Origin of the sequence: Paenibacillus cremeus (assembly GCF_007786445.1) — a bacterium.
GTDB lineage: Bacteria > Bacillota > Bacilli > Paenibacillales > NBRC-103111 > Paenibacillus_G > Paenibacillus_G cremeus.
The window spans coordinates 107,507-128,771 of the sequence record NZ_VNJI01000004.1; the positions used below are offsets into that span (position 1 = coordinate 107,507).

Consider the following 21,265-nt stretch of genomic DNA (forward strand, 5'->3'; position numbering starts at 1 on the left):
GCAGCGTAACCTTTGAACTACGATACAGCGTCGTGAGCCGCTCCTCCGCCTACTTCAAAACGTCTAATTCATACCGGGCACCTCTTCATTCATGAATTCGCATAGAGCTGCAGGGTATTGGTAAACACCTTCGGCTCATCTATCGCATAGCGCCGAATGCCCATATGAAGCAGATCGAATAGATCGTCCCGGTCAAAGCCATACGGCAGAACCTCGAGCTCAAGCCCAGCGTCCTTCAGCTGCTGATACGTTTCCTGTACGAAGGAACGCTCCAGCCGGTACCTCCAGGTTCCTTTCTCTTCGGCATCCACAAGATGAAGCTGGATGATGTCCAGCGAATCGAACCCGGTTTCACGCACGGACGCCACCTTCTGCACGGTCGTCTCCGGCACGCGTCCGGGAATCCAAAGCATGGTGCGAATCTCGGGGACGAGCCGCTTGATCGTTTTGCAGTTTTCATGATCGTTGTGGGCAAAAATGATCTGCTCTTCAACCTTGTATCGGTGAAGCAGCTCGGCCAGCTTCGTCAGATCGACCTGCTTGTAATCCAGATAAACCTCGCGTTCGGGATGGTTCGCCAGAAGAACTAGCACCTGCTCGAGCGCCGGAACCTTCTCCCCCTGGAATCGTTGGCCGAATTTGACCCCGGCATCCCATTGATGAAGCTGTGCGTATGTAAGCTCGGAGATATCGGTGTCCTGGTACGCCTCGGGAGCCGTAGTGGTTCGCTTCGGCGTGGCGTCATGGAAGCCGACAATGATGCCGTCGGCGGTCTGCCGGATGTCGATTTCCGGAATGCCTCCCAAATCCCAGGCGTATTGAATCGACGTCATCGTATTTTCCGGAGCTTCCGAATTCGAATTTTGGTGGGCCTGCCACCGGACTTCACGGATGGCAGCCCCTTTATCTATATGGTTCAATGTTTTCCACTCCCTATGCCTTTGTCGGGCCCATTACTTTGCACTCAAGATCCGATCCGCTTCCTTCTTGAAGTTAGCCATGGTCGACTTGATGTCCTTGCTGTCATACAAGATCGCCTGCATAGCAGCGTTGAATTCCTTCGACAGCTCCGGCCAAACAACGCTTTTGTTGGTATCCACGGCATTTTTCAGCTGATCATAAGCGATCTTCCGGTTCGGCTCCTTCGCCCATAGATCCTTGATTTGCTGCGACTCGACCATCTTCTTGGTTGGCGGCAAGTAACCGGTATCGATGATGAACTGCTGGTCGCCCTGCGGATCGGTCTCTGCCCAGCGGATAAATTCCCATGCGGCATCCTTCTGCTTGCTCTGCGCCAGCATCGTGATGTTGCCGCCTCCGGTAGGCGTTGCGGCGTTTTTATCCTGCGGCAGGAAGGCCGTCACGACTTTAAATTTGGCATCGTTGAACGTCCCCATGACCCCTGTGGATTGGTACAGCATTCCGACCTTCCCATCCAGGAACATCTGGCCTACGATGCTGCCCGAGTTTTCTGCCGGCGGATAGAACAGAGCGCCCGTGCTTTGCATATCTTTGAGGAAGCCGAACACCTTCTCGCCGACGCCGTTGTCGACAAAGCCGAGCGATTTCCCATCATCATTCAGAAACTTGCCGCCAGCCTGGGAAATCATGCCCAGAATGTACCACGAATCGTAAACCATCGTAACGCCGTAGCGCTTATACTCGCTGCCGTTTTTCTCAACCAGGGCATTGGCGACCTGCTTCATCTCATCCCAGTTGGTCGGCACCTTAAGCCCTTTGGAATCCAGCATATCCTTGTTGACGTAGAAAATCGGTGTGGAGCGGTTGAACGGAAGCGAGACCAGCTTTTTGTTGAACGTGGAATGTCCCATCAGGCCCGGTACAAAATCATCCGCGCTCATATTCGATTTTTTTAGAAAAGGCGTCAAATCCTCCAAGACTTCTGCATCCGCATATTGTTGCACGCTGGCGCGTTCCAGCATGGTAACGTCAGGCGCCGTATTTGCCGCAATGGATTGTTGAAGCTTGGTGGAGGTAGCGTCATAGCTGCCTTGAAAGGTGCCGACGACTTCGATATTCGGATGGGAGGCATTGAAACGATCGATCATCGCCTGCATATATTCGCCTGTTTTACCGCCCAGCGAGTGCCAGAACTGAATCGTTACCTTGCCTGCCGGAGCTGCAGGGGCTGGGGTCGTGCTGGTTGCCGCGTTCGAAGGTGCTTTCGTGCCTTCGGCGGTTTTGGTATCGTTGTTGGACGCGTTGGACGAGCAGCCTGCAACCAAGCCTGCCATCATGATGCCCGCCAGAGTCATACTCCCGAATTTCGTTTTCATGTAATTAAAACCTCCGTTAGTTTTTTGTTTTTTTCATTTAATCCCGGAATAAACAAACGCCCTGACAATGTACTTGGAGCAAAACGTATAAACAACCAGAATCGGGATGACCAGGACGACATTGGCGGCCATCAAAATCTCCCAGTGCGCGATCCCCTCGGTATCCTTCAATCTGGAAATCCCAACCGGAAGCGGTCGAACGTTATTCGAGTCCGTCATGACAAGCGGCCAGAAATAATCGTTCCAGTGGGCGACAAAGCTGAACAGCACGATCGTTGCGATGGCCGGCAATGCCATGGGCACCATAATGCTCCAAATGATTCGCCACTCGCTCGCGTTATCCATCCGGGCAGCTTCGACAATTTCATCCGGCGTCATCATGAAATATTGGCGCAGCAGGAAGATGCCGAATGCGCTGGACATAAACGGAATGATTTGCGGCAGCAGCGTCTTGATCAGACCCCATTTGGCCAGCATCAGATAGACCGGAATAAATGTAACTTGACCGGGGATCATGAAGGCCAGCAAAATCATGCCGAACAATACCGATTTCCCCTTAAACTTATACCTAGCGAATGCATAGGCCGCAGGAATCATAACCGCAAGCTGAAGCACGATCACAGAAAGCGTAACGATGATGGAGTTGCGGGTATACATGGCGAACGGTCCGGCGGACATGGAATTAACGAAGTTGATCCACTGCGGCACCGCCGGAATCAGAATCGGTGGGAACTTCATCGTTTCTTGATACGTCTGAAGTGACGTGGACAGCATCCAAAGAAACGGGAAAATAAATATCAGAACAAGTAGCATTTTTAATATAAGGTTGACGGTCTTCATCACTACAATCGGAATCCTCCTTATTCGATCCGCGGCATTGACTTAGGAATAATGGACTTTCTTGGACAGCACCCGGAAGTATACGACAGTCAATATCGCAATGGCCGCCATCAAAATCACACCTGTAGCTGAAGCATAGCCCATATTCGTAGACCGGTACTCATAAATAAAGTAGACGAGCGTATTCGTCGCTTTGTTGGGGCCGCCTCCGGTCATGATCTGCACGGTATCGAACACCTTGAAGGAGCCGATGGTCATGATGATCAGGATAAAAAACAGCTGCGGCGAGATCAGAGGGATCGTGATATTGAACAACATCCTGAACTTGCTGGCATTATCGATCATCGCCGACTCATAAATGTCCCTTGGAATCCCTCTGATCGCTGCGACCAGAATCAAGGTGTAATAGCCGACGGCGTGCCAAACCGAAACCAGAATGATGGAGAACAGTGCCGTTTTGGAGCTCTGCACCCATTGGGAGGGCGGCAGGCCGATGGCTTTTAGCAAATAGTTCAGGTAGCCGACGTCCGGATTCATCATCCACAGCCAGACCATGGCAATCGAAACGATGGAGACGATATGCGGCGTAAACAATCCGGCCTGCACAAACTGGTTCACCTTGCTGGTGCCACTGAGCCATACCGCTAATACCAACGAAATCACTACCGTCAGCACAACAACTCCTGCCGTGTATAAACAAGTGTTCAAGATGGATTTGTAAAAATCAGGCCGAGCAAAAATCTGGGCGTAATTGTCGAGCCCTACGAATTTACTTTTGGCTTTATTGAGCAGGTTGTACTTAAAGAAGCTCAAATACACCAAGTAGATAATAGGATAAATTACGAACGTGATGATGCCGACCATGGCCGGTGTGACCATGACATAGGGGCGAAGCTTTCCCCAAAAACCGCTATTAACCAATTGATCTCCTCCGTCTCAGAATGAAAGTTTGCGCACAAATGCTCATATTCACTAAAAATGTATTGCATTTACCTACATAATCTTACTCTATCGAGCATATTCTTGTCATTAATTCGACGCAGATTAACAAAATCTTTACACCGCCGACAAGCTGCGCGCATTTACGCACATTATACTTGAAAGCGTATACATTTTCAATTCATTTGAAGGGAAGCGCTTACAGCTTCCATTCAAAATCTAACAGAACCTTTTGCCAGCTGCGATGCTCTGCTGCAAATTCCATGGCTTCAGCAAAATCTAAAGCGGAAGTGATCCGTTTCCTTTCGCTCGGAAGCAGCTTCCTTAACGTCTGTTGGCAATCCGGATTTTTCATTGCGTCGAGTACAGGATAAAAATCGGAAATGGAGCTCCGGCTGCTGCCTCTTAGCGTCAGCCCTTTTTCAAGAATATCCCTTGTGTTCGCCGGCACCCGCTCTTCCGTCACGCCCATTAGAATCAGATGACCGCCAGGCTTCAGAATATCGATTGCTTGATTAATAGCACTTTCGGAAAATCTTCCTCCCGTGCACTCCAAAGCTATGTCATAGGTCACTTCCGATGAAAAGTCATACTCCTGCACCAGAGCTCGGGTTGCAAAATCAAACTGCGCCAGTTTTTCCGGAATGGCTCCAAACACCAGCAGTCGGTCTTGATTGACGCCATAAACATAATGAAGCATAGCCGCCGCCAGGTAACCTACCGGTCCATCGCCGAATACCGCCACTCGCGCACTCTTTAGCTGATCTTCCACATGACTCAGCGCTTGATAGGAAACGGAGCATAACTCAGCCAGTACGGCGATCTCGTCAGGTACACCATCTGGGACAGGGATTGCACAAGAAGCAGGCACGACCAAGCGATTCTGAGCCACGCCATCCATACCGCTGCCAAGGAAGCGTCCATGGTGACAATAATTCATTCCTTCCCCTCTGCAAGCCGGACAGCAATACTCTGCGGCTGTACCCTGAAGCAAATAGCCTTGAATATTAGGCACAATGACCACACGCTGACCAGGCTTCAAATTCGCATCCTGACTCTGAACGATCCGGCCAATGCCTTCATGAATGAGCGCCATCGGCAGCTTTTTCTCCAATGCTTCCACTCGCCGTTGTCCGGTGTAATATCTCAAATCCGCATGACAAACACTGCCCAAGGACGGTTCAATGACAACCTCCCAATCGTGCACCTCATGCTCAATTACGGTTTCCACGACATCGCGTGGTTTGATGAGCCGATAAGCCCGGGAATGAATTCGGTTTGTTAGTGAATTAGCTGCATTCAAAACAATAGCCTCCATTTCAACTTGAACTCAAACGTTCATTTGTGCTCATTTATAATAAAATAATGTTCATTTGTTACAATTGGAGTATATCACCATAATTTGCATTCCGTCAACGATTTTGTTTAATAATGCGCAGTAAATGAACATATATTCAACATTAAACATATTATATGTGCTTATTAATGCTTTTTATATGTTGAAATCAGCTTGGCCTTGTGTGCTTTCTCCTCGACAAGGGAACTCGACTCTAAGAAAAAAGTGCTTCTCCCCATTGGGAAAAGCACCTTTCGCTTGATCGACTATGCGTGTAAGGCCAGGTCATGCAGTCTAGGCAAAGCAGGTTACTGTCTCAAACTCAAAGTACCTTTCTTAGAAACTCGCGCGTTCTTTCATTCTGAGGATTGGAAAACAGACTCTCCGGAGTGCCTTCTTCGACAATAACCCCGTGCTCCATAAAGAGGACGCGATCTCCCACTTCCCTCGCAAATCCCATCTCATGCGTGACCACCAGCATCGTCATTCCATCCTGAGCCAAGTCCTTCATGACCGACAACACTTCGCCAACCAATTCCGGATCAAGCGCTGAGGTCGGTTCGTCAAACAGCATGATCTTCGGATTCATGGCCAGTGCACGAGCGATAGCTGCGCGCTGCATTTGTCCTCCGGACAGCCGATTCGGATATACATCGGCTTTGTCACGAAGGCCCACCTTGTCCAGCAGGGTCAGTGCAATTTCGCGGGCCTCTTCATTAGACTTTTTCCTTACTTTCATCGGAGCCAGAATAATGTTTTCCATCACCGTCTTATGAGGGAACAGGTTGAAGCGTTGAAATACCATGCCCACCTCTTGTCTAATCCGGTTGATGTTGATTTGAGGATCGGCCAGGTTGTGTCCATCGATTATAATCTGCCCGCTGGTGACCTCTTCCAATAAATTCAGACAGCGAAGTAACGTGCTTTTTCCGGAGCCTGACGGCCCAATGATGCATACCACCTCTTGTTGTTCGATGAAACAATCGATTCCTCGCAGCACTTCCAGCCCGCCAAAATGCTTATACAAACCTTTTACTCGTATCATAGGCGCGCACCCAGCTTCCTCTCGATCCACCGCAAACAAAGCGTCAGCATCAGAGTCAACAGGAAGTAAAGTGCGGCCAAAAGGGTGTAGATTTCAAACGCGTTAAAGTCATTGGCTACAATTTCCTGACTGTTCCTGAGCAGCTCCCCTACAGCGATAACGGATAGCAAAGAGGTATCTTTCAAGCTGATAATAAACTGATTGCCTAACGGCGGGATCATGCGTTTCAATGCCTGAGGAAAAATGATATGAATAAACGTTTGAACCGCCGTCAACCCAAGCGACCGGCCCGCCTCTTGCTGCCCCTTCTCGATCGATTGGATCGATCCCCTCACGATCTCCGCGATGTAAGCGCCGGCGTTCACGGCAATCACAATAATGCCCGCAATATTTTCCGTGACTCTCCATCCGGCCCACTGCATCAGCAGCTGATTAAATCCGAAATAGAGCCAGACCGCCTGGACCAAAATGGGCGTGCCCCGGATGGCCTCGATATAAACCATGGCAATATAGTTAAGCACTTTAATGCTCGTTGTCCTAGCGATACCGGCCGCAAGGCCCAGGATATATCCGAAAAGAAGCCCGAAAACGGCGATGTAGATCGTGATTCGAAGCCCTTCCAGCATAAACGGGAGGGATGCAAAAGCCTTGCCCCAATTCAAATCTAAGCCACCGCCCAATGCAATCACCCCTTTAGCAGGCTACTTCGGCCCCCCCGAGAGGAGGCCGGCTTTACACATACAGCTTTACTTCTTAGGGTGCTTCTCTGGCTTCTGGCCGAACCATTTTTCGTAAATCGTGTCGTAGGTTCCGTTGCTCATCAATGCTTCCAAGGCCGGATTCACTTTCTGGACCAGCGCGCTCCCCTTCGGAAAAGCAATCCCATACTGCTGCCCTTCCAGCAGCTCTCCTACCGGCTTCACCTTTCCTTGGCCCGTCGTTCGGGCGAAATAAAGCACATTGGGCGAATCGAAAATGACGGCATCCACGCCTTTGTTGATCAATTCCATATAAGCCCCGTCGATGTTCGGAAAAGGCTTGACGACCTTGACATCCTTCAATGCCTTGGCATAATCGAAGCTGGTGGTTCCGGATTTGGTCGCCACCACCTTGCCTTGAAGATCCTTTACACCCGTAATGTCGGTGTTATCGGCACGAACCAGCACCAACAATCCTGCATCATAGTAAGGATCAGCGAAATCCACCTTTTCCTTACGCTCATCCTTAATGGTCATCCCGGCCAAAGCCACATCGATCGTTCCCGACTGCAGCGCAGGAATCAGCCCATTGAAGTCCATCGGCTTAAGCTCGTATGGCATGTTCAACTCCTTAGCCACCGCTGCCCACAAATCCATATCGAAGCCTTCATATTTGCCTGTATCTTTATTCAGAAATTCAAAAGGCACAAAGCTGGTGTCGGTTCCAACAACGAGCTTTTTACCTCCGCTTACAGGCCCCTTGCTGCATCCTGCCGCCGTCAAAACCAATAAAATGACTAGTGTGAGTGTCCCGAATTTTCTCCAATTTGTTGTCATTTTCATCACCTCTTTATTTACGTATACTTGGCACAGCTCCGAATTATAACAAGTATTTATAATTACTTCTTACCACCTCCAGAATAGTTACAAGATTTTATCAATTCAAAAACCAACAAAATCGCGGCCATCAAGTCACGATCCCATTATTAGTAGGGAAAATTCAGCCTTGGGATATTATAACCATTTCTTATAGGATATGAGAGGATCATGGAGCATTTTTCCATATCCTTGGTCTCACTCCCCGTCACGCCTGCTCAGCCCTTCTCAGCCCCAAATAAGCCCGGATACGACAATTCTCAATTCTGGCCGCTTACGCTATAGTTCTTGGAAAGCTGCTCTATCCCACTCTGAGGAGGCGATTCAAGTTATGGCACAACCGAAATATGTCACTAACGTTGACAAGCTGACGCAAATACCGGAAGACGAGCGAAGCAAGTTGAAGAACATCACCGAAAAATTTGTTTTCCGTGTGAACGATTATTATCTGGGATTAATTGATTGGGATGATCCGCACGATCCGATCCGCAAGCTAATCATTCCGAACAAGGGAGAGCTGGCCGAATATGGCCGATGGGACGCCTCTGACGAGGATACGAACTACGTCGTTCCCGGCTGCCAGCACAAATACAGTAGCACCGCCTTGCTGATCGTATCTGAAGTCTGCGGGGCATACTGCCGCTACTGCTTCCGTAAACGGCTGTTCCGAAACGATGTCAAAGAAGCAATGTCCGATGTGGAGCCGGGGTTAGACTATATCAGCAAGCATCCGGAAATCAATAACGTACTGCTTACCGGCGGCGACTCCCTTATTCTGGCTACCTCCAAGCTGCGCATGATCGTTGAGAAGCTGAGGAGTATCGACCATGTGAAAATCATTCGATTCGGCTCCAAGCTTCCGGTGTTTAATCCGATGCGCATTTATGAAGATGAGGAGCTATTGGAGCTGATCCGGCAGTATTCCACGCCAGACAAGCGGATTTATGTGATGGCTCATATCAACCATCCTCGGGAGATCACCGAAGAGGCCAAGCGCGGCTTTCAAGCGCTGCACGATGCCGGAGCGATCGTAGTTAATCAGACCCCGGTGCTCAAAGGAATCAACGATGATGCCAAGGTGCTTGCCGAGCTGCTGGATCGCTTATCCTGGGCCGGCGTGACGCCGTATTACTTCTTCGTTAACCGTCCGGTGGCCGGCAACCGTGATTTTGTTCTCACGCTGGAAGAGGTTTACCGTATTGTGGAGGAAGCGAAGGCCAGAACCTCCGGGCTAGGCAAGCGTGTTCGCTTGTCCATGAGCCATACCTCGGGCAAAATTGAAATTTTAGCGATCGACCATGGGAAGGCTTACCTCAAGTACCATCAATCCCGTGACAACGAATACGGCAAGTTCATGATCCTGGATTGTCCGAAGGAGGCCGCCTGGTTCGACGATCTCCCTGGAAATGAGCAGTATTGGCAGAAGCCGCAGAAGAAAACATCCGACGTTGTTTCCGTCAACGAATTGTCAGATATGCCGGGCTTGATCGTTAAATAAATCCACATGATGGAGGGATTCATATGACAATCACGCGGAATCTGCATGCCGAACTGGAAAAACGAGAGTCGATCAAGCTGAAGGTGAGAGAGCATCACATCGATTTTATCCGGCTGCAATTTACGGACCTCTTCGGGTTCGCCAAAAACATGACGATTCACACCGATGAGCTGGATAAAGCGCTCAATGGACAGCTGATGTTTGACGGTTCTTCCATTGACGGTTTTGCTAGTGTTGCGGAGTCGGATATGTATCTTCGCCCGGATTTGGATACCTTCCAGGTGTATTCCTGGAAGCCGAACGAAGCTGGCGTGGCACACGTCTATTGTGATATTTATGACGCGGACGGCCATCCGTTCGAGGGCTGCCCTCGCCATACGCTGAAAAGAGCGCTAAGAGAGGCGGAATTGCTGGGGTACCAATTGAATGTCGGCGTGGAAGGGGAATTCTTTTTATTCCATATGGATGACAAGGGTGAGCCTGTCTTTCGTATTCAGGATCATGCCGGATATTTCGCCCTCTCCCCCGACGACCGGGGCGAAGAAGCTCGCCAAGAAATAATTACCACCATGAAGAAGCTCGGTTATTCCATCGAGGCTTCCCATCATGAAGTCGCTTACGGGCAGCATGAAATTGATTTTAAGTACGATGAAGCTCTATCCTGCGCTGATAAATGGATGACCTTCAAACAGATCGTCAAAAGCATCGCCCACAAGCACGGGTTATATGCCTCGTTTATTCCGAAGCCCTTTGCCCGGCAAAATGGGAACGCGATGCATTGCAACCAGTCCTTGCAGGACCGGTACGGCCATAATGCCTTTTATGATCCGAATCAGCCATCCAAGCTGAGCACCATTACCAAACATTACATCGGCGGATTATTGAAGTACGCGAAGGAAATTGCCGCTATCGCTAACCCGACCGTGAATTCCTATAAAAGACTTTTGCCCGGCTATGAGGCGCCCACCAATATTGCTTGGTCCTGCAGCAACCGCTCCGCCTTGATCCGCATCCCCCACTCGCGCGGCCGAGGGACACGAATTGAACTCCGATGTCCCGATCCCACGGCGAACATCTATCATGTATTTGCTGTGATGCTGCGGGCCGGTCTGGAGGGAATTAAGCAGCAAATCGAGCCGCCCGCGGAAGTGATGGGGAATACATATCGGATGACTACCGAAGAGAAGGAACGGCTGCATATGGAAACCTATCCGAGAGATCTGCATACGGCTTTGCAGCATATGAAAGACAGTCCATTGGTAGAGCAGACGCTCGGCCCCCATGCCTATCAAACCTTCCTCGAGGCCAAGCAGCAGGAAGCCGATGAATACGCCGAAGCTGTGCACCGCTGGGAAATCGAGCGATACTTAAAGCGACATTAACAAGCAGGCTGCCGGTAACCCGGCAGCCTTTGCTATGCTCCAAATAATGCCAATACAAAGTTAAACCCACCTTCACACGAATGCTGCAACGAACGTTTTAAGCAAGCTATCTTAAAATTCAGTCAATTTGGAGGGAATATGAGGAAGAGAATCCTATCTTCTACCCTTGCAGCCATCTTGCTTTTTACGAATGTTAAGACAGCAAGCAGTGTAGAAGAAGTGCATTACACGACTACGCATGAAACGATATCGAGTGCTGCTCAAGAAGATGTGGTAACAACGCAATTTACTTTCCCGAGGACCGTTGCTGTAAAGACAGTAGAAGCAGAGCCCAAAGCTAAGCCTAAAATTACCTATGAAGAATATGGTACATTTTCGGTTACAGCCTACACCTCTGGATACGAGTCCACTCAAAAGAAAAAGGGCGATCCAGGGTATGGAAGAACAGCGAGCGGCACCCTGGCCAAGGAAGGTCGAACTGCTGCTTGCCCGCGTTCCATCCCTTTTGGAGTGGAAATTTATATCCCCGAATTAAATCATACCTATGTTTGTGAGGATCGGGGCGGAGCCATCAAAGCGGGTCATCTGGATCTTTATTTTGATAATCTGCAGGAGGCTAAGGATTTTGGAAGACAGCGATTGAGCATAAAAGCTAAGATTAATCATGATTTTTAAACACGCTTGAACCATCGCCTATCCAAATAGAAAGCAATCAGGCATGCTGCCAAACTAAGCAAAACAGGGACACCAAAAGCTTCAAAGGAGAACGGCTTGCCATCGAAGTGCAGAGTGGTCGCACGGTATTCCAAGCGCTTGGCGCCATATTGGGCGGTTAAGACGTCCTCTTGCTTGGCTAAATCCTCCAGCGGCGCATCGAAGATAAATCGGTCAGCCGAGCCGCTGTGAATGAACTCAGGAGTCACGCTGCTTCCTTTTTCGTTCCATTGTTTGATTTGTTCCGCGGCTAAAGACTTCGCCTCCACTCCCGGTACGAGCATCCGATCCAGCTTCGGCGCATTCGACATTGGATAACGAGTGACAAGGTTCAGATGATACTTCGTAACGATAGGCTGCTGAGCGTCTGAAATCGTGTATACCTTTGTTGTTCCGGAAGCGGCGTAGGTATCAAAAATCGTGGTAAGCGCGCCATCGTCCATTCCGTTGTATAACAATACGCCTGCGCTCTTTTTGTTCCATTGGAACGCTTGGTTCAACGTAAAGATCCATTCGGTTCGATCTATTTCATAAGGGTCCATCTTGGGATTCTTTACGAAAGGATAGGAAGGGTAATTCATCTCTTTCGCTATTTTCTCGGCCATAGGCTCGCCTAATTGCTGTGAGATCACATAGAGGACCGCATCGATGCCTGAAGTGAGAGCGGCCGAAGAGACGATATTACCGTCTGCGACATATCGCACATCCCGTCTCCAGTTGGTTTCAGGATACTTATCGATTTCATGATAGCCAAGACTTTTCCAGTCGGTCGTTGCTTCCTTCCCTTTTAATAACCCTGTGTCCGCCAAGTTCAACGCACCAGCGCAAATGCTTAACAGCTTCGTATCCGCATGCTTTTGAATCCATTCCCGGATCGGTTTATACTTGGCTTCGTCAACCATGGGCATGGCCGGGATCACAATCAAGTCGGGACTTTTTCCTAGTAACCGATCCAGCTCATCAAAAGAATAATGCGCATTGAGATCCAGCCCGCCGGAGAGTGTCTTCATGTTTTTGTCTGGGGCAACGGCATATACGTTATAAGACTCGGTCATGGCGAACATTTCATACGGAACTATAAAATCGAACACTTCGGTCGTCGGATTGGATAAAAGCACAGCCACGGTAGGTTTTTTCGGATTATACTCAGGTACGCTCACGTTGTGTAAGACAGGCAGCGGGGTTTGCCGAGTCGGAAGCCAATAAGCATGATTGGATCGAATATACCCAAATGCACCAACGCCTCCGAAAAGGATAACGAACGACATAACATAAACAATGACACGCAACAATAACTTCATACTAGCCTCTCCCTTAATCCATATTTTTACATTTGAACTTTCCCTTGAGTAAAGATACCCCCGCTCTGTGAACTCAATATGAACTAGCATGAATCGCAAAAATAATAGGCAAAAAAAATACCGCCCACGCGGGGCGATAGTTATTCCTTAATCAAGCCTATTGGTTCTTACGGGGTAAGGTGACCGTAAACGCTGTTCCTATACCAAGATTGCTAGACACCTGAATTTCTCCCTGATGCAGATCTATGATTTGCTTGACGATGGACAAACCTAGCCCATTTCCTTTGACAGAGCTGCTGCGGGCTTTATCCACTTTATGAAACGGCTCAAAAATATGGCTCCGTTCTTCTTCAGGAATTCCTATGCCACTGTCAGTGACCGTGATGATATGGTGATGAGCCTTCTCCATCGATTGGATGCGTATCGTTCCTTGAGGCGCAGTGAATTTGATCGCGTTGTGCAGCAAGTTTATCCACACCTGATCCAGCTGATCCTTGTCCGCATGAACGGTGATGGCTTCCAGGTCCACATCCATATGAATTTCTTTTTCGGCCCATAAAGGCTCTAATGTGATGACTACCTTCCGCAGCTGCTCGTCCAATCGGTATGCCGTTATTTTTAAAGGATGCTGCTCCTGCTGTAAATAAGATAGCTGCAGTAAATTTTGCCCTAAGCGGGACAACCGCTCGCTCTCCTCCTCGATAATCGTCAAATAACGCAGACGGCTCTCTTCGCTGAGCTTCTTGTGCTTTAACGCTTTCGTAAATCCTACAATGGAGGTTAAAGGCGATTGAATCTCATGTGAGACACTGGAAACAAAATCCTGCCGCATTTGATCCAGCTTCGCCAGCTCTTGGGCCATTTCATGATAGCTGACGCTTAATTGACCAATTTCATCCCTACGATGTAGAGGAAGGCTCGCAGAATCGAAGGTTCCTTTGGCCATCCGCTTTGTGGCTGCCGTCAACTGCACGATCGGATTGACGACATAGCGGGCGGCAATCAAGATCAGAAAGCTGCCAATAAACAAGATAAGAATATAGACCGCATGAACCCAAGGCATACTTGCCTGCTCTTGCTTAACCGTTTGCTGATCTAATGTGAGAAATAGAGCGTAGGAATCCCCCTTTACCACAAAAGGAACCCCAACCATGGGAAGCCCATTTGCATAGAGATTGCGTGCAATGCTGCCATCAAGCACCTTCTTGATCGTACTCTGTTCCACATGCATGGGCTCGTTTTCTTTAAGCAGGGGCTTACCGGCTGTATCGTAAAGCTGAATACTGTAAATCGAAAGGCCGGAGAAGCTTTGCACAAACGGTCCCACTTCCGCAGAGGGGTTCGACTGATAGGCTTCGATGATGTTTTTGCCATCTTTCAATAAAGCATCTTCTATAAACTGATTCTTCTGCCCTTGGAACATCCAGGTACTGACCATAAACGCGGCGAATAAGCTCAAGATCACAATACAGATAAAGACCAATACGACGCGGGTATACAGCGATTTAATCCTGAGCCACCTCCAAACGGTAGCCTAGCCCCCGGATCGTCACGATCCGAAAATCCGACTCGAGGTCAGCGAACCTCTCCCGAAGCCGCTTAATGTGAACATCCACGGTCCGATCATCGCCTTCATAGTCGAGCCCCCAGATCTGTTCAATCAAATGCTCCCTTGTAAATAACTGCCCGGGGTAACTGCCCAATTTGTACAGCAGCTCGAATTCTTTCATGGGAAGTGTCACGCTTGGTCCATGGCTGTAGCTCACCTGATACCGCTTACGGTCTAACGTAATGGTGCCTAGCCGGATTTCATTGGCTGTAGAGATGCGGTACCGCTTCAGCAAAGCCTTGACCCGAAGAACGAGCTCCACGGGGTCAAAGGGCTTCACCAAATAATCGTCCGTTCCCAGCTTAAACCCTTTGATCCGGTCCGTAGACTCCCCTTTCGCGGTAATCATCAAGATCGGCATCTCACCGAATTCGCGGAGATTCTCGCATAACGCCCAGCCATCCATTTTCGGCATCATAATATCCAGAATGACAAGATCAACGATCTGATTCTCCGCGTAGTGCAGCGCATCTTCGCCATTGGTTTTTTCGATGACCTCAAAGCCTTCATCCTCCAAATACAACCGGACCAGCTCACGGATATGAGCATCATCATCGACCAGCAATACCTTTGCCAAGTTTATTTCACTCCCTTGTTGCTCCGACTACCCTTAATATAAAATGTCTCTGTGAACATAATATGAACTGTAACCAAAATCCACCAGATTAGGTGGTAGCTTTTTGATGTTCATTTAGATAATAATCCAATGTTACTAAAACCTCCATAAAGCTTTCATTAAGTTCAATTAATATGGATTCGAACGAGGATTCGTTGTAATGAACTAAGGCGTGTTCAAGCCTCGCTAAGACCTTTACAAGTCTTTTCGCATCGGTATTAGAAGCTGCTCCCTTCAGTGTATGCGTCAAAAAGCGAGCTTGGTCCCTGTCCCCCCCGCTGGCCGCCTCCCGAATCTCCTCAATCGTAGCGAAATGGTTCGCTTTGAACTTTTGCATCAGCAGCATAACTAGAGCCTGGTTGTTGCCCAGCCGGGCCAGCGTCTCTTCCACCTGCAGCACTGGAAGGCTAACGCTCGGCTGAGCAGCGGCAGCCGTTTGCTGATACCCTTTCAGCATGGAGCCTTGAATGACGCGCTGCAGTACACTGAACAGCTCCACCGGTTCAAATGGCTTGGAAATATAGGCGTTCATGCCGACCTTCACCACCTGCTCCTTAACCCCTTTCATCGCATCGGCAGTCATGGCAATGATCGGCGTATCGATTCCGTTGCTCAGCTCGCGAATTCGGGTAGTCGCCTCGTACCCGTCCATCTCCGGCATTTGCAAATCCATGAGGATCGCGTCATATTTCATGCGTCTAACCTATTCGACGGCTTTCATCCCATTGTCCGCTATGTCAATCCGCATGCCCATATCCATCAGAATCGCTTTGGCCACTTCTTGATTGATTTCATTATCTTCAACTAATAAAATGCTGGCATGCCTGAGGCCGATAAATTTCTCCGTCTGGCTGATCGGATAATAGATGATCTTTTCAATCACGGTGGCTTGAACCATCTCCTGCATCTGGGGCTCATGATAAGCGCTGACCAGCACAAGCACTTGCGTGGGAGCGGAAAATTCAAGCTTGATTTTGGCCGCGAGCTGGAACGGATCCTCCAACCTGCAAGCTCCAATCGACAAGCACAAGATCGTAGCGCTGATTCGGATAACTGGATTCGAATACCTCGGCTTCGGTCGCCGCGACATTCACAATGAATCCAAACTGCTCCAGCTGATTTTTCAACACCATCTGCATTTCTGGATTGTTGAAATTCGCATCCTTCACACCGCCGCACACATAATTGAAACCGCTTCAATTTCATTTGTCGAAAAGAGTCCCGAGCTGCCTTAATAACAATCATGTTGAACATTAATGTATAATACTGATAAAGAAATAATATATAACTTCTAGTCTATAGGAGGATTACTTTTGGAAGCTCCTGATCGGAGCCTATCCGAGGAAGTACATTCGTGCTTTAGCGGTAGCTTTTCTTGAAATACTAGACTTCTTTAGCTTCGCTCAAAACTTATAAAGTCTAGTATTATAAGAAAACCGTCCTTGCGGACGGCCTCTGGCGATTGAATTCAGTTTGGCGAGTGGGAGGGCAGCAAGGTGGGCTTGGTTTGAACACAAGATTCAAAGGGCAACCGCTGACGCTTCTCCGCTCCACCTTCCCGCCGTTTCTGTTCAACTTTGGATTAAGGAGTTTTGTTCTCCATATTCTCTTCCTCTGTCTTTGCTGGATGCACACCTTTATAGAATTCCGGGTACATCTCTCCGCCACAGCTTTCACTGCCGAACTTGGGCGGTACACTTGGATCTCCACCATTCATTCGATCGAAGGTTTATACCCTTTATTAAGTCAAAAAGTTAGCTTTCCTGAGAAACGTAAGCGTTGCGCCCAGCTCCTAGACCGACAAGAAGCAAAAGCACGCTGACGATTACAAGAGTCATCAAGGATAACGACCAAGCATGCGTGACATCATGAAGAAATCCGAACAGAATCGGACCGGCTGCCGCCAGAAGATACCCGACCGACTGAGCCATCCCTGACAATTCCGCCGCTTGTCTGGAGTCCTTTGTTCGAAGTCCGAAGAAAGCGAGAGCCAAACTAATGCTTGACCCTACGGCGATTCCAATGCAAATCATCCATAACCATGTCAATTCCGTATTCTCCGTCAGCAAGCCAATATATCCGATAAGGTGGAAGAGAACGGTCATCGCGACAATACCTCTTTGGTTCTTATTCCGGGCAGCAATAATCGGAACGATAAAAGAAAACGGAAGACTAATGAACTGCATTCCAGCTAACATCCATCCGGCGGTAGCGATGCTCATTCCCCGCTCATGAAGCAGCTCCGGTAACCAATTGGCATTGATATAGAACAGAAAAGATTGCAGACCCATGAACAAAGTAACTTGCCAGGCCAGCTTCGAGCGCCAGACAGAGCTTCCTTTAGCTGGAATAGAGGCATAGGTGCGGCGACTCCGCAGCTGCGGCAGCCAACACAAAACCGCGAGTCCTGCTAACAATGCCCAGCACCCTAATGACCCTCTCCAACCTAATCCGGCTCCAACCGAGAGAGGTATGCTTATTCCGGAGGCCAGCGCTCCGAATATATTCATGGATGCTGAGAAGGCTCCAGTCATGGGGCCAACTTGGTCAGGAAAGTCCCTTTTAATTAAACTAGGCAGAAGCACATTCCCAACCGCAATTGCAATCCCGATGACCAAAGTCCCAACAAACAAAGCCGTAACGGAGGGTAACGATCGCAATAGGATGCCTGCCGTTAACAATACCAAGCTTGTCATCAAGGAAGATTCCATCCCTATCCGGTGCGCTATTTTGGGTGCAAGCGGAGAAAGGATGGCAAAAGCGAGCAGCGGCAAAGCACTAAGCAGGCCCGTAATTGTATTAGACAAATGGGTTTGGGAATGAATATATCCAACCAACGGACCCAGTCCAGTGATGGGTGCCCTAAGATTCGCTGCAATGAATAAAATCCCCAAAATCAGCCAAACTATACTGGCTCGGGAACGTACGGCTACTTTATTAACGTTATCAATAATCAAAGCGAATACCTCCTCCTGTCTTCCGTCGCTTAAACGTATAAGAAGCAACTTTGTTGGCATCGCCTGCATTCACTAGCGTGAAATAAACAACCCAAGAGGCCGAAATCCCAACAAGTTTTCTTTCCAGCGTATTTTTTTCCGTTTGGACCAATAGCCGACGATTAATAATATTCCTCCGGTCAACGTGCGCAATCCGGCGATTTCTTCATGTTGGCTACCATTCTCCTATTCTCTAATCTAATTATCCTAAGAATCAATCATACGCCCCTTCTTTTAAGTTATCAAATTACTTTTTTTAGTTATCCTTTTTTTGAATATATTGGTTAAAGCTTGTTTGAAAAATAGGCCATGAACTCTACTCGCGTAGATATTCATGACCTTCTCAGTGCATCTTTAATATGTTTTATTGTTTAGGACAGGAGCGCCCCGCCCTCAATCAGGATAACGGAGCCAGTGGTGAATCCGTTTTTCGCAAGGTAAACATAAGCTTCGGCAATATCTTCCGACTGCGCGATCCGTCCGACAGGCAATTGGCGCGCAATGGCGTTGAACATGGATTTCCGGTCTTCCTCAGGAATACCTGCGTAGACAGGCGTATCGACGATTCCGGGAGAAACCACATTGACCCGAATCGGGGCAAGATCCACCGTCAATCCCCGCATTAAACCCTCCAACGCCGAGTTGATCGCAGCCAGCGTGGATGCCCCCTTTGGAGGCCGTTTGCCGTAAACGCCGGAAGTCAAGGAGATGGAACCTTCTTGGTTCAAATAGGGGATAGCCGCTTTAACCGTGATATACTGGCCCCAGAACTTGCTGTCGAAAGCAGTTTGCGCCTGTTCAATCGGCAATTCGCGGAACTCACCCATCGCGCCTTCGCCCGCGGTGATCACCAAGTGATCAAACTTGCCAACCTTTTCGAAAAATTCCGCGGCTTTCTCTTCACTCCGAAAATCCAGCTCGTAAGCTTCAACATTCCCGCCGAGCGTTTGTTTGGCTTCCGAGAGCTTGGCAGCGGAACGGCTTGCGATAACTACCTTTGCCCCTTCAACCAGAAATGCTTTGGCAGTCGATAATCCAATACCTGATGTGCCTCCTACAACTATGACTCGCTTCTCTTTCAATGACAATCGGATCGCCTCCCTATTTTCCCATTAATGATAAGCCCGCTCATATTGCTTTGGAATGGTGGTATATTCACTTCTAAGCGATTTAGCGGCATGGATAGTCCAGTAAGGATCTCGAAGCATGCCACGGGCGATCGCCACTAAATCCGCTTCTTCGCTGCAGATAACGGATTGAGCAAGTGCCGGGTCCTCAAGCATGCCTACAGCTACGACGGGCACCCCAAGAGCCTCCCGAATTTTGCGCGCAAAAGGAACTTGATAACCTGGGTAGTTGCCAGGCTTTCTTTCCCCTACGGGTCCTTCTCCGCCAGAACTTACATGAAAGACATCTACACCTGCTGCATGGTAAGCTTTAGATAACTTAATGGCATGTTCCATACCATAACCCCCATCCGCGTACTCTACGGCAGTGATTCGGAAAAATAACGGCATATCCGCAGGCATTTCCTTTTTGACCGCCTGTATGACCTCTACCCCAAATTTGGTCAGGTCTTGTCCATACGCATCTTCGCGTTTGTTGGTAAAAGAGGATTGAAACTGATGAATTAAATATCCGTGCGCCCCGTGAAGCTCAATCATATCTACGCCTGCCTGAACAGCCCGGCGGGCTGCATCAGCGTAGAGCTGTACCATCTGATTTACCTCATCGACTGTAAGTGCGCGGGGCATCTTATAGCGGGATCCCGGATATGGTATAGCGGAAGGGGCCACTGGCTCTTTAGCATCTTCCGCTTTTCGGCCAGCATGAGCAATTTGAATCCCAATCTTGGCCCCGTGAGCATGAACCCCATCAATAATTCTGGCAAATGCCGGAATATGGTCATCGGACCAAATCCCTAAATCAAAGTCGGTTATTCGACCATCCGGCTCAACGTCCGTCATTTCCATGATGATCAAGGCTGCACCGCCAATTGCGCGGCTAAGGTAGTGAACGTAATGCCATTCGTTGGGTTTGCCATCCCTAGCGCTTACGGAATATTGGCACATGGGGGCCATGACTACCCGATTTTTCAATTGTAAACCTTTAATTTCATAAGGAGAAAATAAGTGATTGGTCAAGTCAGAACCTCCATTAATTGATTGTTTAGATAGGTCATATCATCAACTCTTCGCCTATCGGATATTCCCATAGTCCCAGTTTTCCCTTCACTGGAATATAGGGCTTCAGCTGACGGAAACCCGCTATTTCCCACGCAAAATAACCTGGACTGTAATCGCCTAACAGGAAGTCATCCCCCGTCACGACCTTCCCGCAATCCAGAATGGCTGACGTATGATTAGCGTCGATGACTTGATAACAATTCGTAAGCTCGCAAGTTGCAAGGATAACCCCCGTAGGGAGGTTTTGTTCCGTATAGCCATTCTTGGCGAGTAAAGAACGGATGGGTTCATATTTGCAGTCCTGCTTATCGACCTTCTGGCTTGCATGAATGGCCAACGGTCCACGATACCGGGTCTTCCAGGATCTTGTTTCATAGAGAGTCTCGCCTTGGACAAGCAGAGTCGCCCACGGTTGAATCATGGATAATACTTTCATTCCTCTACGCTCCATTACTGTTCATAATCAAGTACTATTCCCCAAACATTCTCCAGACTTTCCATCACCCGCATAAAAAAGACGCAATCCCTCCGGTCGCATTAGACCTTCGGCACTCTGAATTCCAACCAGAATCGGAACGACCGGTTCAGGTACACCTACGCTGCTCATTATGCTGGCATAAGTTTCGTTGCCCAACGCCCGCCAGTACGGCTGCAGCTGCCTGTGTATAATCGCGACGGGTCGCCCAGCCTACTTTGCCGGATCCCGCCGCGGTCGATACCTGCGAACGCTTTATCTAGCGTATCCGGCTGTTCAAAATCCCCAAGCCTTACATCAGCGCCGCGACCTCGAAGGCTCTCCGCTTTCTCCGGGTTGCGAACGCTGACGGCAAGATCCTTATCCGGTACGGATTCCAATAAAGTTTCTACTACAAGTGATCCCAATTTCCCTGTTGCGCCTGTCACCAAAATTTTCATCGTAATTCCTCCTATAG

At 48.9% G+C, this 21,265-nt stretch carries 21 protein-coding genes and 1 pseudogene; 3 read left to right on the forward strand and 19 right to left on the reverse strand.

Features of this window, described 5'->3' with window-relative positions; all coding sequences use genetic code 11:
- Positions 1-89: 89 nt before the first annotated feature.
- The 8 genes from FPZ49_RS04680 to glnH form a co-directional block, all read right to left on the reverse strand.
- On the reverse strand, positions 90-920 hold the full coding sequence (locus FPZ49_RS04680; protein WP_144843892.1) for a glycerophosphodiester phosphodiesterase: 831 nt from the start codon (positions 918-920) through the stop codon (positions 90-92).
- Between the two features lie 33 nt (positions 921-953).
- Positions 954-2,297 carry an ABC transporter substrate-binding protein gene (locus FPZ49_RS04685; RefSeq protein ID WP_144843895.1) on the reverse strand — a complete coding sequence of 448 codons (1,344 nt, stop codon included), beginning with the start codon at positions 2,295-2,297 and terminating at the stop codon, positions 954-956.
- Positions 2,298-2,330: 33 nt separating this feature from the next.
- Positions 2,331-3,137, reverse strand: coding sequence for a carbohydrate ABC transporter permease (locus FPZ49_RS04690; RefSeq protein ID WP_144844160.1), 807 nt, complete (start codon positions 3,135-3,137; stop codon positions 2,331-2,333).
- A 42-nt stretch (positions 3,138-3,179) separates the two neighbouring features.
- Complete coding sequence (locus FPZ49_RS04695) at positions 3,180-4,016, reverse strand: carbohydrate ABC transporter permease (RefSeq protein ID WP_144844163.1); 837 nt, start codon at positions 4,014-4,016, stop codon at positions 3,180-3,182.
- A gap of 259 nt (positions 4,017-4,275) precedes the next feature.
- A complete protein-coding gene (locus FPZ49_RS04700) occupies positions 4,276-5,379 on the reverse strand; it encodes an alcohol dehydrogenase catalytic domain-containing protein (RefSeq protein WP_261381247.1) in 1,104 nt (367 codons plus the stop codon).
- Between the two features lie 355 nt (positions 5,380-5,734).
- Entirely contained in the window at positions 5,735-6,457 is a 723-nt protein-coding gene (locus FPZ49_RS04705; RefSeq protein WP_144843901.1) for an amino acid ABC transporter ATP-binding protein, read from the reverse strand.
- Positions 6,454-7,146, reverse strand: a complete 693-nt coding sequence (locus FPZ49_RS04710) for an amino acid ABC transporter permease (RefSeq protein ID WP_144843904.1) — start codon at positions 7,144-7,146, stop codon at positions 6,454-6,456. The genes FPZ49_RS04705 and FPZ49_RS04710 overlap by 4 nt, the downstream gene beginning before the upstream one ends.
- A 57-nt stretch (positions 7,147-7,203) precedes the next feature.
- Entirely contained in the window at positions 7,204-7,992 is a 789-nt protein-coding gene (gene glnH / locus FPZ49_RS04715) for a glutamine ABC transporter substrate-binding protein GlnH (RefSeq protein ID WP_144843907.1), read from the reverse strand.
- Between the two features lie 370 nt (positions 7,993-8,362).
- On the opposite strand from glnH, the gene FPZ49_RS04720 reads away from it, so the two are divergent.
- The 3 genes from FPZ49_RS04720 (at position 8,363) to FPZ49_RS04730 (ending at position 11,586) form a co-directional block, all read left to right on the forward strand.
- Positions 8,363-9,529: a KamA family radical SAM protein gene (locus FPZ49_RS04720; RefSeq protein ID WP_144843910.1), complete on the forward strand. Its 1,167-nt coding sequence runs from the start codon at positions 8,363-8,365 to the stop codon at positions 9,527-9,529.
- Positions 9,530-9,552: 23 nt separating this feature from the next.
- On the forward strand, positions 9,553-10,911 hold the full coding sequence (gene glnA, locus FPZ49_RS04725; RefSeq protein ID WP_144843914.1) for a type I glutamate--ammonia ligase: 1,359 nt from the start codon (positions 9,553-9,555) through the stop codon (positions 10,909-10,911).
- A 138-nt stretch (positions 10,912-11,049) separates the two neighbouring features.
- Entirely contained in the window at positions 11,050-11,586 is a 537-nt protein-coding gene (locus tag FPZ49_RS04730) for a 3D domain-containing protein (RefSeq protein ID WP_144843917.1), read from the forward strand.
- Here the strand turns inward: FPZ49_RS04730 and FPZ49_RS04735 are convergent.
- The 11 genes and pseudogenes from FPZ49_RS04735 to FPZ49_RS37420 all read right to left on the reverse strand — a co-directional run.
- Positions 11,583-12,926, reverse strand: a complete 1,344-nt coding sequence (locus tag FPZ49_RS04735; RefSeq protein WP_144843920.1) for a DJ-1/PfpI family protein — start codon at positions 12,924-12,926, stop codon at positions 11,583-11,585. The two genes, FPZ49_RS04730 and FPZ49_RS04735, sit on opposite strands and share 4 nt — an antisense overlap.
- Before the next feature lie 157 nt (positions 12,927-13,083).
- A complete protein-coding gene (locus FPZ49_RS04740; RefSeq protein WP_261381248.1) occupies positions 13,084-14,307 on the reverse strand; it encodes a sensor histidine kinase in 1,224 nt (407 codons plus the stop codon).
- 124 nt (positions 14,308-14,431) lie between these two features.
- Entirely contained in the window at positions 14,432-15,112 is a 681-nt protein-coding gene (locus tag FPZ49_RS04745) for a response regulator transcription factor (protein WP_144843923.1), read from the reverse strand.
- 88 nt (positions 15,113-15,200) lie between these two features.
- Positions 15,201-15,845, reverse strand: a complete 645-nt coding sequence (locus FPZ49_RS04750; RefSeq protein ID WP_144843926.1) for a response regulator — start codon at positions 15,843-15,845, stop codon at positions 15,201-15,203.
- Positions 15,846-15,854: 9 nt separating this feature from the next.
- Positions 15,855-16,154, reverse strand: coding sequence for a response regulator (locus FPZ49_RS04755; protein WP_144843928.1), 300 nt, complete (start codon positions 16,152-16,154; stop codon positions 15,855-15,857).
- Positions 16,114-16,320, reverse strand: coding sequence for a response regulator (locus FPZ49_RS04760; protein ID WP_144843931.1), 207 nt, complete (start codon positions 16,318-16,320; stop codon positions 16,114-16,116). Before FPZ49_RS04760 ends, FPZ49_RS04755 begins: the two co-directional genes overlap by 41 nt.
- 585 nt (positions 16,321-16,905) lie before the next feature.
- Positions 16,906-18,108, reverse strand: coding sequence for a CynX/NimT family MFS transporter (locus tag FPZ49_RS04765; RefSeq protein WP_261381249.1), 1,203 nt, complete (start codon positions 18,106-18,108; stop codon positions 16,906-16,908).
- A gap of 410 nt (positions 18,109-18,518) precedes the next feature.
- A complete protein-coding gene (locus tag FPZ49_RS04770) occupies positions 18,519-19,235 on the reverse strand; it encodes an SDR family oxidoreductase (protein WP_144843937.1) in 717 nt (238 codons plus the stop codon).
- Positions 19,236-19,259: 24 nt separating this feature from the next.
- Positions 19,260-20,291, reverse strand: coding sequence for an NADH:flavin oxidoreductase/NADH oxidase (locus FPZ49_RS04775; protein ID WP_144843940.1), 1,032 nt, complete (start codon positions 20,289-20,291; stop codon positions 19,260-19,262).
- A gap of 34 nt (positions 20,292-20,325) precedes the next feature.
- Positions 20,326-20,769 carry an ASCH domain-containing protein gene (locus FPZ49_RS04780; protein WP_144843943.1) on the reverse strand — a complete coding sequence of 148 codons (444 nt, stop codon included), beginning with the start codon at positions 20,767-20,769 and terminating at the stop codon, positions 20,326-20,328.
- Between the two features lie 272 nt (positions 20,770-21,041).
- Positions 21,042-21,248: pseudogene (locus tag FPZ49_RS37420) on the reverse strand (NAD(P)H-binding protein); the annotation flags it as partial.
- Positions 21,249-21,265: the final 17 nt, after the last annotated feature.

Excerpts from the sequence above, each read along its gene's own strand:
- FPZ49_RS04690 (WP_144844160.1), bottom strand. The coding sequence starts at position 3,137 with ATGAAGACCGTCAACCTTATATTAAAAATGCTACTTGTTCTGATATTT.
- FPZ49_RS04735 (WP_144843920.1), bottom strand. The coding sequence starts at position 12,926 with ATGAAGTTATTGTTGCGTGTCATTGTTTATGTTATGTCGTTCGTTATC.
- FPZ49_RS04720 (WP_144843910.1), top strand. The coding sequence starts at position 8,363 with ATGGCACAACCGAAATATGTCACTAACGTTGACAAGCTGACGCAAATA.
- FPZ49_RS04685 (WP_144843895.1), bottom strand. The coding sequence starts at position 2,297 with ATGAAAACGAAATTCGGGAGTATGACTCTGGCGGGCATCATGATGGCA.
- FPZ49_RS04730 (WP_144843917.1), top strand. The coding sequence starts at position 11,050 with ATGAGGAAGAGAATCCTATCTTCTACCCTTGCAGCCATCTTGCTTTTT.
- FPZ49_RS04705 (WP_144843901.1), bottom strand. The coding sequence starts at position 6,457 with ATGATACGAGTAAAAGGTTTGTATAAGCATTTTGGCGGGCTGGAAGTG.
- FPZ49_RS04695 (WP_144844163.1), bottom strand. The coding sequence starts at position 4,016 with ATGGTCACACCGGCCATGGTCGGCATCATCACGTTCGTAATTTATCCT.
- glnH (WP_144843907.1), bottom strand. The coding sequence starts at position 7,992 with ATGACAACAAATTGGAGAAAATTCGGGACACTCACACTAGTCATTTTA.
- FPZ49_RS04780 (WP_144843943.1), bottom strand. The coding sequence starts at position 20,769 with ATGAAAGTATTATCCATGATTCAACCGTGGGCGACTCTGCTTGTCCAA.
- FPZ49_RS04750 (WP_144843926.1), bottom strand. The coding sequence starts at position 15,845 with ATGAAATATGACGCGATCCTCATGGATTTGCAAATGCCGGAGATGGAC.
- glnA (WP_144843914.1), top strand. The coding sequence starts at position 9,553 with ATGACAATCACGCGGAATCTGCATGCCGAACTGGAAAAACGAGAGTCG.